Source organism: Chitinophaga vietnamensis, from assembly GCF_902167635.1.
In the GTDB taxonomy this organism is placed as follows: Bacteria; Bacteroidota; Bacteroidia; order Chitinophagales; family Chitinophagaceae; genus Chitinophaga; species Chitinophaga vietnamensis.
The window spans coordinates 511,184-523,483 of the sequence record NZ_CABHMS010000005.1; the positions used below are offsets into that span (position 1 = coordinate 511,184).

The 12,300-nt window shown below is 49.5% G+C and carries 13 protein-coding genes; 11 read left to right on the plus strand and 2 right to left on the minus strand.

Annotated elements, in window-relative coordinates; translation table 11 throughout:
• Positions 1 to 51: 51 nt before the first annotated feature.
• The 3 genes from FPG75_RS16405 to FPG75_RS16415 all read left to right on the plus strand — a co-directional run bounded on the left by FPG75_RS16405 (position 52) and on the right by FPG75_RS16415 (position 2,028).
• On the plus strand, positions 52 to 1,002 hold the full coding sequence (locus tag FPG75_RS16405; RefSeq protein WP_143307935.1) for an aldose 1-epimerase: 951 nt from the start codon (positions 52 to 54) through the stop codon (positions 1,000 to 1,002).
• A gap of 59 nt (positions 1,003 to 1,061) precedes the next feature.
• Complete coding sequence (locus FPG75_RS16410) at positions 1,062 to 1,211, plus strand: lmo0937 family membrane protein (protein WP_143307936.1); 150 nt, start codon at positions 1,062 to 1,064, stop codon at positions 1,209 to 1,211.
• 97 nt (positions 1,212 to 1,308) lie between these two features.
• A complete protein-coding gene (locus tag FPG75_RS16415; RefSeq protein ID WP_143307937.1) occupies positions 1,309 to 2,028 on the plus strand; it encodes a carboxypeptidase-like regulatory domain-containing protein in 720 nt (239 codons plus the stop codon).
• 106 nt (positions 2,029 to 2,134) lie between these two features.
• Here the strand turns inward: FPG75_RS16415 and FPG75_RS16420 are convergent, their stop codons facing one another.
• Both FPG75_RS16420 and FPG75_RS16425 read right to left on the minus strand, forming a co-directional pair.
• On the minus strand, positions 2,135 to 3,229 hold the full coding sequence (locus FPG75_RS16420; protein WP_143307938.1) for a S1C family serine protease: 1,095 nt from the start codon (positions 3,227 to 3,229) through the stop codon (positions 2,135 to 2,137).
• A gap of 9 nt (positions 3,230 to 3,238) precedes the next feature.
• Complete coding sequence (locus FPG75_RS16425) at positions 3,239 to 3,814, minus strand: RNA polymerase sigma factor (protein WP_143307939.1); 576 nt, start codon at positions 3,812 to 3,814, stop codon at positions 3,239 to 3,241.
• 132 nt (positions 3,815 to 3,946) lie between these two features.
• On the opposite strand from FPG75_RS16425, the gene FPG75_RS16430 reads away from it, so the two are divergent.
• From FPG75_RS16430 to FPG75_RS16465, 8 genes are all read left to right on the plus strand, one after another.
• The gene (locus FPG75_RS16430; protein WP_143307940.1) at positions 3,947 to 4,189 is read left to right on the plus strand and encodes a hypothetical protein; all 243 of its coding nucleotides are present in this window, start codon (positions 3,947 to 3,949) and stop codon (positions 4,187 to 4,189) included.
• Between the two features lie 561 nt (positions 4,190 to 4,750).
• Positions 4,751 to 5,575, plus strand: coding sequence for a prephenate dehydratase (locus tag FPG75_RS16435; protein WP_143307941.1), 825 nt, complete (start codon positions 4,751 to 4,753; stop codon positions 5,573 to 5,575).
• Between the two features lie 9 nt (positions 5,576 to 5,584).
• Complete coding sequence (locus FPG75_RS16440; protein WP_143307942.1) at positions 5,585 to 6,751, plus strand: pyridoxal phosphate-dependent aminotransferase; 1,167 nt, start codon at positions 5,585 to 5,587, stop codon at positions 6,749 to 6,751.
• Positions 6,752 to 6,755: 4 nt separating this feature from the next.
• Complete coding sequence (locus FPG75_RS16445) at positions 6,756 to 7,598, plus strand: prephenate dehydrogenase (protein ID WP_143307943.1); 843 nt, start codon at positions 6,756 to 6,758, stop codon at positions 7,596 to 7,598.
• A 32-nt stretch (positions 7,599 to 7,630) separates the two neighbouring features.
• Positions 7,631 to 8,740 carry a chorismate mutase gene (locus tag FPG75_RS16450; protein ID WP_236652814.1) on the plus strand — a complete coding sequence of 370 codons (1,110 nt, stop codon included), beginning with the start codon at positions 7,631 to 7,633 and terminating at the stop codon, positions 8,738 to 8,740.
• 65 nt (positions 8,741 to 8,805) lie between these two features.
• Complete coding sequence (gene aroB, locus FPG75_RS16455) at positions 8,806 to 9,831, plus strand: 3-dehydroquinate synthase (protein WP_143307944.1); 1,026 nt, start codon at positions 8,806 to 8,808, stop codon at positions 9,829 to 9,831.
• A gap of 37 nt (positions 9,832 to 9,868) precedes the next feature.
• Positions 9,869 to 11,137, plus strand: a complete 1,269-nt coding sequence (gene aroA / locus FPG75_RS16460; protein WP_143307945.1) for a 3-phosphoshikimate 1-carboxyvinyltransferase — start codon at positions 9,869 to 9,871, stop codon at positions 11,135 to 11,137.
• A 26-nt stretch (positions 11,138 to 11,163) separates the two neighbouring features.
• A complete protein-coding gene (locus FPG75_RS16465) occupies positions 11,164 to 12,174 on the plus strand; it encodes a chorismate synthase (RefSeq protein WP_143307946.1) in 1,011 nt (336 codons plus the stop codon).
• The last annotated feature ends 126 nt before the right edge of the window (positions 12,175 to 12,300 follow it).

The following is a 12,300-nucleotide window of genomic DNA, read 5'->3' on the forward strand; positions in this document are numbered from 1 at the left end:
AGAAATTTTATTGCTTATTTTTTCTATTTTGTTCTTTCAAAATAACACATCATGGCTTTTGATATTAAAACCTTCCATGACGCAGGATTTGATATAGTAGCATTGACCGATGAAAAAAGTGGTACACAGGTAGAGATCATTCCCGCGCATGGCGCATTGCTGCATGCGTTCAAGGTGCAGCGCAACAGTGAAACAATGAACCTGATCGACAGCTACACCAGCTTGTCTGATCTCGAAAAAGATTTGCGTAACAGCTTCAAGAACGTAAAACTCAGTCCCTATGCCTGCCGCATCAAAGATGCGCAATACAACTGGGCCGGACAATCCTACACGCTCGAAAAAACGATCGCCCCCGGAAATGCCATCCATGGCCTGTTATACAATGCCGCCTTCCAGTTGAGCAGCCAGCATGCCGGAGATGACAGCGCCTCCATCACACTGTCCTGCACTTATCAACAGGAAGATCCGGGCTATCCTTTCACTTACGATTGCACAGCCACCTACACGCTGCTGCCTGGCAACGAACTGAAAGTGACCACTACCATCACGAACCGCAGCAACACCACCATTCCGCTGATGGATGGCTGGCATCCTTATTTCAGCACCGGCACCCCGGTGGATGAGCTGGAACTAACCTTCGCCTCCAAAGAGATCGTGGAGTTCAATGCCGCCCTGATCCCGACAGGTAACGTGCTCCCCTATACGGAGTTTGTAAAAGGCAAACTGCTGGCAGGCGTAGAACTGGATAACTCTTTCATCCTGGATTTTACACAGCCACAGCCGCTGGCCACACTCCACGATCCGAAGAAGAATATCAGCATTTCCTTCCTCCCGGATCAAAGCTACCCGATCTTGCAGGTGTATATTCCGCCTCACCGGAACAGCATTGCTGTTGAAAACCTGAGCGGCGCCCCTAATGCCTTTAACAACGGCCTGGGACTGGTGCAGCTGGCAGCGGGCGACAGTAAAACGTTTGAAACCAGGCTACAGGTAAGCGTATAACGCTGGCTGTACTGGCATAGTCTTTGGGCGTTTCGTTGTTGAAACAACTCGCTACAGCTATGGGTTCAATACTTTATCTTATCGCCGTGATCCTGATTATCGGATGGTTACTTGGAGTATTTGTATATTCACTGGGCGGACTGATACACATTCTGCTGGTGTTGGCGATCATCGCCGTAATACTGCAAGTGATCAAGAAAGCAGCTTAATAAACCTAAAATTGAAGCACAATCCTTCTGCCGCATGGTAGAAGGATTTTTATTTTATTTAATTTGTAGCTTGCAGTAGGAATAAACCATTTGCTTTATGAAGTTTTTCGCACGAATTGTCGTACTGTGCTGTATTTTAGGAGGAGCCGCACAACTGGTACAAGCTCAGGTAACTGTTACCGGGATGATATCAGATACGAATAAGCTTGTCCTGCCCTATGCCACAGTCACGAACCTGAATACCGGCAAGCATGCTCTGTCCGACCAGGGCGGTTTTTACAGGGTTACCGCCAATCGTAACGACAGGCTGGTTTTTTCCTTTGTTGGTTACCGGACCGATACCGTGTTTGTAACACAGTCGAGCGGCACACAAACCATCAATGTAAAAATGATTGTACTGGGTAAGTTCCTGAAAGGTGTGGATATCTCTTCGCAGTATACGCCTTACCAGCTGGATTCTATTGAACGGCGCAATCAATATGCTTACCTGCTGGATATTCCGAACAAGCCGCTGGTAGGGGATAACACGCCTACCGGTGCAGGTATCGTGTTCAGTCCGATCACCCGTTTTTCCAAACGGGAAAAACAGAAGCGCCAGTTTAAAGAGAATTATGATAAGATGGAGCGGGAGAAATATATTGATTCGCGGTTCACTCCTTTGCTCGTGAGCCAGGTAACAGGCCTCAAAGGCGAAACCCTCCAGCATTTCATGCGGGATAATTACCCCGATTACAATACCATGCGGACAATGGGCCAGAATGACCTGATCTATTGGATCACTGACAGATACAAGGCCTGGTCCAAACAAAATAAATAAAAAAATCCGGCGATTGGGTGTAGCTGACCATCTTGTTACTGGTGCAAAGCCGTCAACAGTGCAAGATAGGCAGGTAACTCAATCACCGGACAATTTTATAAGAAGATCAGTTATAGACTTTAACGAGATATACGAAGTCTTCCAGTTTCTTGATCTGGTCCACTCTGTTCAGTCCTTCCAGGTGGCTTTTATAGTGCCAGTCTTTTTTCAGTTGTTTTTCTTTTGGCATTTCATCGAGCAGGCGTTTCAGGTGTGCTGATTTCACTGCGAAGGCAATACCATCGGAGGTGGTTTGTTTGCCGGTGATGATGCCTACAACGTCGCCTTTGCTGTCCAGCAGCGGCGCGCCGCTATTGCCCGGATTCACAGGGATAGATACCTGGTAGGCGGTTGTATCGCCGGCGAAGCCGGTTTTAGCGCTGATGTAGCCTTTGCCGTAAACGATCTCGTCGCGGGGAAAGCCCATGGTGAACACTTCTTCACCCAGTTTCACACTTTGCGGTTTGAGGGCGTAGGGCAATGCTTGTCCTTTGAAAGTAGAGTCTGCGATTTTCAGTACGGCGAGGTCGCTGGAGATATCTTCAAAAACGCTCACTGCTTTGAAGGCTTCGCCTTTGTTATTTTGTACATATACAGAATCAGCGCCGGCTACTACATGCAGGTTGGTAACAATGTAACCGTTACCGGAAACGGCAAAGCCGGTGCCTCCGTAGGTGCCGGGATTGGCGGGCGGCTTGCTTTTGCTGTTGATATCATTGATGAGGGCGTTCTGAGAACGTTGAATGTTGTTCAGTACGCGTCTTACATCTTCGTATTGAGCGGTGGATTTGTTGCGGGCGGCGTTTTGTATCACAGCGATGGTGGAGAGGGACGTCACCAGGGCGATACAGGCAGCGGCAGCCAGGTTGGTGATGGTGCGGCGGCGGATGGAGATCCTCTTTGCTTTGAGGTTATCTTCCATGGCTTGTTTGCGCATCAGCGGGAGGTCGAGTTGCTTGTGGATACTGTTCATTTTTTCCTGCAAAGCCTGGCGTTGGCCATAATGGCGGAATTGCAGTAAAAACAGTTGGTGTTCCTCTACTTGTTTATTGATCTGCGGATTGGTACGGCGCAGTTCATCAAAGGCAGCCTTCTCCTGGGTGTTCATTTCACCTTCCAGGTAGCGTTCAATTTCACGTAATAAGATCATGTCGTCGTTCATGGCTGCTGCTTATAATGATGTATTGTATTGATCGAAAAAAAGTTTCTTGAGGCGCATCAGACATTTATACTTTTGGTTCTTTGCGTTTTCGGCGTTGGTATAGCCGAATTTGTCTGCTATTTCCTGCATGGTCCTTTTATGGAGATAATAATCTTCCAGGATGGATTTGCAGGGCTGGCCTATATTGCTCATGGCGCTTTCCATGATGCGGAACTGTTCGTCTTTAGCGTCGTGTTCGTCCAGGGCCTCGGTGGCGGGTATGATCTCTTCAATTTCCGGTGGCAGGGCATGGAGGCCATAAGAGGCCTGTACTTTTTTCAGCCATAAATGTCGGCACACCGAATAGAGAAAAGTTTTCAGCCGGCTGGTCAATATAAAATTATCGCCACAGGCCTTTTCATACAGCACGATAATCGCTTCCTGGAACACATCTTTGGCATCATCTTCCGATCCGTTGTGCTGTAGTATCATCCTGAGCACAGCCGGAAAATTCTCTGAATAGATGATTTCCAACGACTTATCATCACTTCTTGCCAGTCCCAGCAATAATTCCCTGTCTCTTGTTATGTCTTGATTTTGCTTCACTCTTAATACGGTTATAAGGCATTTGGTAACCCAAAGTACCAAAAAAAATATTTTTTAAAACATTGGGTTACCTTTTGGGTGATCCCGGTATAAAGGTTAAATCATTCAAAAAACACCTTAAATTATTGTACAATGAAGAACGTAATCAAAATCGGTTTCTTAGCTCTGTCTATCGGTATTTTCGCAGTTGCTTGCGGTGGTGGTGAAAACAAAACTGCTACTGACTCTACTGCTACTGCTGCTACTTCTGCCATTGATTCTGCTGCTCACGTAGCTGATTCAGCTGTTGCTAAAGTTGCTGACTCTGCTAAAGCTATCGTTGATTCAGCTGCTAAGAAAGTTGACTCTGCTGCTGCTAAAGCTGTAAAACACTAATTAGAAGATCGTTAGCATTTATAAATAACCGCCTCGGCAACCCCGGGGCGGTTTTTTATTGTCTCTTCACCTCGCTTTTGCTTGTTTTTTGAATTATTTTCAACGATAGTACTTATTTATTGAAAAAAGTATATTTTTCGATATTGGGTATTGGATAATTAAAATCGTGCCGTATTTTTGTTCTACATTCAAAGCAATAACAGATAAACATGATACCGCAAGCGACTTTTGGTTTTTTTGGCTTTTATTATTTCTGGTACCAGGAATAGGGAGGTCGTTTGCAAGTAACAAAATATAAAAAGAAACTTCAAAAAGGCCTCCCGCGAAAACGGGAGGCCTTTTTGATTCAAGAAATGTATCATATGACCAGCATTCACAACAATTACTTTTTTTATTACTACGCCTACTTCTTCTATGCGGAGAAGCCAGGGACTCATTTGCAATAATCAAACTTTACATATCAAAGTTTTTCCAGCAAAGGGTCCCGCAGGCGGGGCCCTTTCTGTTTCCGGTAGCTAGTTGCTACAGCAACTATAAATAAATAAAATCAATCACATACACATGAAAATTGCGATACAGGGGTTTGAAGGATGTTTTCACCAGGTGGCAGCCCGGGAATATTTCGGTAAACAGGTCGAAATAGAATCCTGTGCCTCCTTCGCCGAGCTGGTCAGGAAAGTGAAACAACAGCCCGATGTTGATGCCGGTATTATGGCCATAGAAAACTCCATCGCCGGCAGCATTCTCCCGAACTACAGCCTGATCAAGAACTCCGGCCTGCATGTTACCGGCGAAGTATACCTGCAAATCAACCAGCACCTCGTGGTGCTGCCCGGCCAAACCATGGAAGATATCCGGGAAGTACATTCCCATCCCATGGCGCTCTTACAGTGTATGGACTTCCTGGAGAAATACCCGCATATCAAACTTGTGGAAACAGAAGATACCGCCCTCAGCGCCCGCCATGTAAGACAGAAGAAACTCAAATCCACCGCTGCCATCGCTGGTAAGCTCGCCGCTGAAATATTTGAACTGGATATCATCGCGCCCAATATCCACACCAACAAAAACAACTATACCCGCTTCCTGGCCGTATCCCGCAATGGCGTTGCCACCGCGCCTGATGCCAACAAAGCCTCCGTATATTTCCAGACCAGCCACGAACGCGGCAGCCTGGCTAAAGTGCTCACCAAAATTGCAGATGCCGGCATCAACCTGTCGAAACTGCAATCATTTCCCATCCCGGCGAAAGAATGGAACTACTACTTCCACGCCGATATGGAATTTGATAACCTGGACCATTTCCAGAAAGCGCTCACGAAAATTGAACCATTAACCGAACACCTGAAAGTGCTGGGTATTTATAAAAAAGGTAAAACACATTAATCAGGAGCTATGCAGATAAAGGTTGCTAACAGACTACAAGGCACAGAAGAATACTATTTCTCCAAAAAGCTGAGAGAGATAGATGAGATGAACCAGCAGGGCACCCGGGTGATCAACCTCGGCATCGGAAGCCCTGACCTGCCGCCACATCCCGATGTGGTGAAGGTGCTGAACGAACAGGCCTCCCTGCCCAATACCCATGCGTACCAGGGCTACAAAGGTATCCCGGCATTGCGTAAAGCCATCGCCGGCTGGTACGAGCGCTACTACCAGGTAACACTCAACCCTGATACAGAAGTGCTGCCACTCATCGGCTCCAAGGAAGGTATCATGCACATCTGCATGACCTACCTGCAACAAGGCGATGAGGCGCTGATCCCGAACCCGGGCTACCCTACCTATCGTTCGGCGGTACATCTCAGCGGCGCCACTGTAGTGGATTACGACCTGCATGCTGCCAATGGCTGGCTGCCCGATCTCGATGCATTGGCCAAAAAAGACCTGAGCCGCGTGAAGCTCATGTGGGTAAACTACCCGCATATGCCTACCGGCGCTAAAGTGAATAAAGCCTTCGCTAAAGACCTCATCGCTTTCGCGAAACAACATAACATTCTCATCTGCCATGATAATCCTTACAGCTTCATCCTCAACGACCAGCCGGAAAGCCTGCTGCAAGTGGAAGGAGCCAAAGAGGTGGTGCTTGAACTCAACTCCCTCAGCAAATCCTCCAATATGGCGGGCTGGCGCATAGGGATGCTCTGCGGCAAAGCAGAATGGATCGCGGAAGTGTTGCGCTTCAAAAGCAATATGGACTCCGGTATGTTCCAGCCCCTGCAAATGGCCGCTGTAAAGGCTTTGGAGCTGGGTAAAGACTGGTACGACCAACTGAATAACATCTACAAAGGCCGCCGTGAAAAAGTATTCCAGCTGCTTGATCTGCTGGGATGCAACTACGACAAAAACCAGGTAGGCATGTTCGTTTGGGCGAAAATACCGGATACTAACGCAGACGGATATACGCTGAGCGACGCCGTATTGCATAAAGCACGCGTGTTCATCACACCGGGCGGCATCTTCGGCAGTAACGGTAACGGCTATATCAGGGTGAGCCTCTGCCAGGACGAAAAAGTTTTCCAGGAGGCAATAGACCGTATACAATCATCAATTAATCAATAACAGGATGATCGCAACCATCATAGGAACAGGATTGATCGGCGGATCCATGGCTATCAGCCTGAAAGAGAAAGGCGCAGTAGATCGCGTGATAGGAGTAGACCAACAGGAAGAACACCTGAAACGCGCACTGGAACTGCATATCATAGACGAAGCAGCTACGATCGATGAGGCCATGCAACGTGCCGACCTTGTGATACTGGCCATCCCTGTGGATGCCGTTTTACAAGTGCTGCCCCGGCTGATGGATCAGGTACGCCCCGGCCAGGTGATCATGGACGTTGGTTCTACCAAACAAAAAATATTACAACTCGTTGCCGGTCATCCCAACAGGGGCCGCTTTGTGGCCGCCCACCCGATGGCCGGCACCGAGTATTCCGGCCCCGATGCGGCTATCCGGAATCTCTTCACCCACAAAACCATGGTGCTGTGCGATGTGAAGAACAGCGACGAAGACGCGCTGGAAATGGTGGAGAACGTGGTAGACCAATTGCAGATGCGCACCGTGTACATGAATGCAGAAGAGCATGACCTGCACACCGCCTACGTATCTCATATCTCCCACATTACCTCCTTCGCGCTGGCGCTCACCGTGCTCAAGAAGGAAAAAGAGCAGGGACGCATCTTTGAGCTGGCCAGCGGTGGTTTTGAATCTACCGTGCGCCTGGCAAAAAGTTCGCCCGATATGTGGGTGCCCATCTTCAAACACAACCGCAACAATGTGCTGGACGTATTGGACGAGCATATCAACCAGCTACAACAGATGAAAACATTGTTGGAAGAAGAAGATTACGACACCTTTTACAAATTGATTCAAAAATCCAATAAAATCAGGAAGATCCTGAAATAAACAATCTTGATAAATCTCGTTAACTTAATACTATGGAACAGCATACTACAATGGAGCAAATTCTTGCAAACACAAAATTCTCAGATCCTTCTTCAGATAAGAAGCCGCTGATCATCTCCGGTCCCTGCAGTGCAGAAACAGAGGAGCAAGTACTGGCCACCGCGCTGGCATTACAGAAAACAGGTAAGGTAGACGTATTACGCGCCGGTATCTGGAAACCCCGTACCCGTCCGGGTTCTTTCGAAGGTATCGGTACCAAAGGTTTGCCCTGGTTACAGAAAGCCCGCGAGCTCACTGGTTTGCCGCTGGCTGTGGAAGTAGCTACCGCCAAACAAGTAGAAGATGCCCTGCATTTTGGTGTGGATATCCTTTGGGTAGGAGCCCGAACTACTGTGAACCCTTTCTCTGTACAGGAAGTGGCCGATGCGCTGAAAGGCGTAGATACTACTGTATTGATCAAGAACCCGATCAACCCTGATCTGGAACTGTGGATCGGTGCGGTGGAAAGGATCCAGAAAGCAGGTATCTCCAAAGTAGGCCTGATCCACCGCGGCTTCTCCAGCTACGGTAACACACAATACCGCAACGCGCCCATGTGGCACCTGGCCATCGAGCTGAAACGCCGTATGCCTGAATTGCCGATGATCTGCGATCCCAGCCACATCTCCGGCCGCCGCGATATCCTGCAGGAAGTATCCCAGGAAGCGATCGATCTGGATTACGATGGCCTGATGCTGGAAACGCACGTTGATCCGGACAACGCCTGGAGCGATGCCAAACAACAGGTTACGCCGGAGAAACTGGCCGAACTCCTCGATGGCATTGTATGGCGCCGTGAACATACCGACAAGAAAGATTTCAATAGTGCACTGGAAAAACTGCGTGCGCAGATCAACCAGGTAGATGACGAGATCATGCTGCTGTTGGGCAATCGTATGAAGATCGCTGAGAAGATCGGTATGTACAAGAAAGAAAACAACATCACCATCCTGCAAACCAACCGCTGGAACGAAATACTGGAACGTAACATCGCCAAAGGCGAGAAACTGGGCCTCACCAAGGAGTTCATCCTGAAATATTTCGATGCGGTGCACCTGGAATCCATCAACCGTCAGAACAAGGTGATGAACGAAGAGAAATAGCGCTATCGGTAGCGTAGCTGCCAGCCCTTGCTGCTGGCGGCTATGCGGCCTACAACATCTGCATCATGAAAAAAGTAACGAATCAGTTTCAAACGCAGGACACTACCTATTTTTTAGGAGCGAGCCTGCAACAATTAGGGGATCATGTAGACAGGAACAGGGCTGTGCTGGTGGTAGATGAAAATGTGGAGCGGTATCACGGCCATGACCTGCAAGGCTGGAAGAAGATCGTAGTGCCGGCGGGAGAAGAGGAGAAGCACATGGCCACCATCGAGCGCATCATCGATGGGCTGGTAGCACATGAGGCCGACCGCAAAACCACGCTGGTAGGCATTGGCGGCGGTATGATGACAGATGTGGCCGGTTTTGCCGCCAGCATTTATATGCGCGGTATTCCTTTCGGTTTTGTACCCAGCACTTTGCTGGCACAGGTGGATGCTTCCATCGGCGGCAAGAATGGCGTGAGCCATGGCAAGCACAAAAACCTGCTGGGCGTGATCCGTCAGCCTGAATTTATTCTCTTCGATTATGCGTTACCGTTAACCATGCCCGATGAAGAATGGCATAATGGTTTTGCAGAGATCATCAAATATGCGTGCATCATGGATGCCGCGCTGTTCGATTACCTGGAGGCCAACCGCAGCAAAGCGCTGGCCCGCGATGTGAACGTACTGGAATACCTGGTGGAAAAATCCGTTGCGGCCAAAACGAAAGTAGTGCTGGAAGACGAGTTTGAGACAGGCCCGCGCCGCTGGCTGAACTTCGGCCATACATTGGGGCACGCCGTAGAAAAGCTGGAACACATCGCCCACGGAAAAGCAGTGGCCATCGGCATGGTGGCGGCAGCGCGCTTCTCCGAAAAGCTGATGAACCTGCCCAATGCGCAAACCCTGCGCCTCATCAAACTGATCAACGACTATCAATTGCCCGTGGCTTTCACATCAGACAAAGCAGCGGTATTCGATATCTTCAAACTGGATAAAAAAAGAGAGAAGGACGTGATACATTTTGTTTTGCTGGAAGAGATAGGCAAGGCTACCACCATGCCTGTGCCCATTGCAGAACTGAACGGCTTATTGCAGGAGTTGTAATTTTTTAAACATTAAAACGGCTACACCACATATACATATGCAAGTTACTGTATCACCAGCCATCATACGGGGCACGGTTACGGCCAATCCCTCCAAGAGTGCCATGCAACGCGCTGTGGCAGCGGCTTTGCTGGCAAAGGGCAAAAGTATTATCCGTAACCCGGGCCTTAGCAACGATTGTCTGGCCGCCCTGGAGGTGGCAGAAAACCTCGGCGCAAAGATCAAAAGGGAAGCAGACTATTTTGAGATCACCAGCAATGGTGTACATCCGTTTTATGATGAGATCAACTGCGGAGAGTCTGGCCTCGGTATCCGCATGTTCACGCCCATAGCGGCTTTGGCATCTATCCCCATCACCATCAGCGGGCATGGTAGCTTAACCACGCGCCCGATGAACTTCTTTGAAGAGGTGCTGCCCCAGCTGGATGTGAAATGCACTACGCAGGAAGGCAAGCTGCCCCTGCACATCGAAGGGCCTTTACAACCGAAGAATATCACCATCGACGGCTCGCTCAGTTCGCAGTTCCTCACAGGCCTGCTGATGGCCTATGGCGCTGCTGCCGAAGAGGTGACCATCACCGTAAAAGATCTTAAAAGCAAACCATATATCGCGTTAACCCTGCAACTGATGGAGCTTTTCGGCGTAAAGGTGGAAGAAACCAATTTCGAACAGTTCCGCTTCGGCAAAAAGCAAGCGTACAAAGCGCAGGATTATACGGTAGAAGGCGATTGGAGTGGAGCAGCTTTCCTGCTGGTAGCCGCCGCGGTGGCCGGAAAGGCGGAAGTGCATCATATCAATACACAGTCTGCACAATCAGATAAAGCCATCCTGGAGGCTTTGCAGAAAGCCGGCGCTTCCATCCTGCCGGGCATGTTCACCATGGTCATCGAAAAGCATGGCCTGAATGCCTTTGAATTTGACGCTACCGATTGTCCGGATCTCTTCCCGCCGCTCGTAGCGCTCGCTGCTAACTGTAACGGTACTACGAAAATACAAGGCGTGAGTCGCCTTGCCCACAAAGAGAGCGACCGTGGTCTCACCTTGCAGGAAGAATTTGGCAAGATGGGTATCCGCATCGATCTGCAAGGCGATGAAATGCTGGTGCATGGCGGCACCGGCCTCAAAGGCGCTACCGTACATTCGCATAACGATCACCGCATCGCGATGGCCTGCGCCATCGCAGCGCTCACCGCCGACGGACCAGTAGTGATCGAAAATGCGGAAGCGATCAACAAATCATATCCCGAATTTTATGATCATTTGCAGCAACTTGGCGGTAAAGTGGCCATCGCGGCAAATGCATAATCATTTTCATTTTAAATCATCAGTGTGTGAATAGTTTTGGCAGAATATTCAGGGTAAATGTTTTTGGCGAGAGCCACGGCGCCAGCGTAGGAGTGAATATCGACGGTATTCCTGCCGGTATCCCTTTGAAGCAGGAAGATTTTCTGGCTGACCTCGAACGCCGTAAGGGCGGCGCACGGGGCACCACGCCGCGTAAGGAGGAAGACCTGCCCTTTATCAAATCGGGCGTGTTCAACGATCATACCACCGGTGCGCCTGTAACCATCCTCTTTGAAAATAACAATACCCGCAGCACCGACTACGAAAAGCTGCGCGAGTTTCCACGGCCGGGCCATGCCGATTTTGTAGCGACCAAAAAATTCGGCGGTTTTGAAGATTACCGTGGTGGCGGGCATTTCAGCGGCAGGCTTACCCTTAACCTGGTAGCCGCCGGCGTGATCGCGAAGAAGATACTGGGTGATGATATCCAGGTGAATGCGCGCATCACGGAAGTGGGCGGTTATGCCAACCCGGAAGAAGGACTGGAAGCGGCGATAGCGGCCAAAGACTCCGTTGGCGGCATCGTGGAATGTGTGGTCACCGGCCTGCCTATCGGCCTCGGCGAGCCTTTCTTTGACTCGCTGGAATCATCACTGGCGCATGCAGTATTTGCTATCCCCGCTATCAAAGGCATCGAATTTGGCGCAGGCTTCGCCGCGGCCAAAATGAAAGGCCTCGAACACAACGACCCGATCGTGGATGCCAGCGGCAAAACCGCTACTAATCACGCCGGCGGCATTGTGGGCGGTATCAGCAACGGTAATCCGCTCGTTTTTCGTATAGCCGTGAAGCCTACTTCCAGTACACCGAAAGAACAGCATACTTTAAATATCAAAAGCGGCGAGGTGGAAACCTTCAGCGTAAAAGGCCGTCATGACCTTTGCATCGCGCTGCGGGTGCCGGTGGTGCTGGAAGCCGTAACAGCCATGGTGCTGGCGGATTTCGTGCTGCTCGAGCAGCGCAGGCCGCGGGTATTTTCACGCAAAGACGCTAAGTAGCAAAGGCGCAAAGCGCAGAGGCTCGCTTCGCTCGCATTAATTTGGCTCAGGATTATAATGATTGAAAGGATTACCAGGATTTTTTTACAGGATTAATAAAGATTAAAGGAGATTGATGAGAAGATC

Excerpts from the sequence above, each read along its gene's own strand:
- FPG75_RS16405 (WP_143307935.1), top strand. The coding sequence starts at position 52 with ATGGCTTTTGATATTAAAACCTTCCATGACGCAGGATTTGATATAGTA.
- FPG75_RS16410 (WP_143307936.1), top strand. The coding sequence starts at position 1,062 with ATGGGTTCAATACTTTATCTTATCGCCGTGATCCTGATTATCGGATGG.
- FPG75_RS16415 (WP_143307937.1), top strand. The coding sequence starts at position 1,309 with ATGAAGTTTTTCGCACGAATTGTCGTACTGTGCTGTATTTTAGGAGGA.
- FPG75_RS16420 (WP_143307938.1), bottom strand. The coding sequence starts at position 3,229 with ATGAACGACGACATGATCTTATTACGTGAAATTGAACGCTACCTGGAA.
- FPG75_RS16430 (WP_143307940.1), top strand. The coding sequence starts at position 3,947 with ATGAAGAACGTAATCAAAATCGGTTTCTTAGCTCTGTCTATCGGTATT.
- FPG75_RS16435 (WP_143307941.1), top strand. The coding sequence starts at position 4,751 with ATGAAAATTGCGATACAGGGGTTTGAAGGATGTTTTCACCAGGTGGCA.
- FPG75_RS16440 (WP_143307942.1), top strand. The coding sequence starts at position 5,585 with ATGCAGATAAAGGTTGCTAACAGACTACAAGGCACAGAAGAATACTAT.
- FPG75_RS16445 (WP_143307943.1), top strand. The coding sequence starts at position 6,756 with ATGATCGCAACCATCATAGGAACAGGATTGATCGGCGGATCCATGGCT.
- FPG75_RS16450 (WP_236652814.1), top strand. The coding sequence starts at position 7,631 with ATGGAACAGCATACTACAATGGAGCAAATTCTTGCAAACACAAAATTC.
- aroB (WP_143307944.1), top strand. The coding sequence starts at position 8,806 with ATGAAAAAAGTAACGAATCAGTTTCAAACGCAGGACACTACCTATTTT.
- aroA (WP_143307945.1), top strand. The coding sequence starts at position 9,869 with ATGCAAGTTACTGTATCACCAGCCATCATACGGGGCACGGTTACGGCC.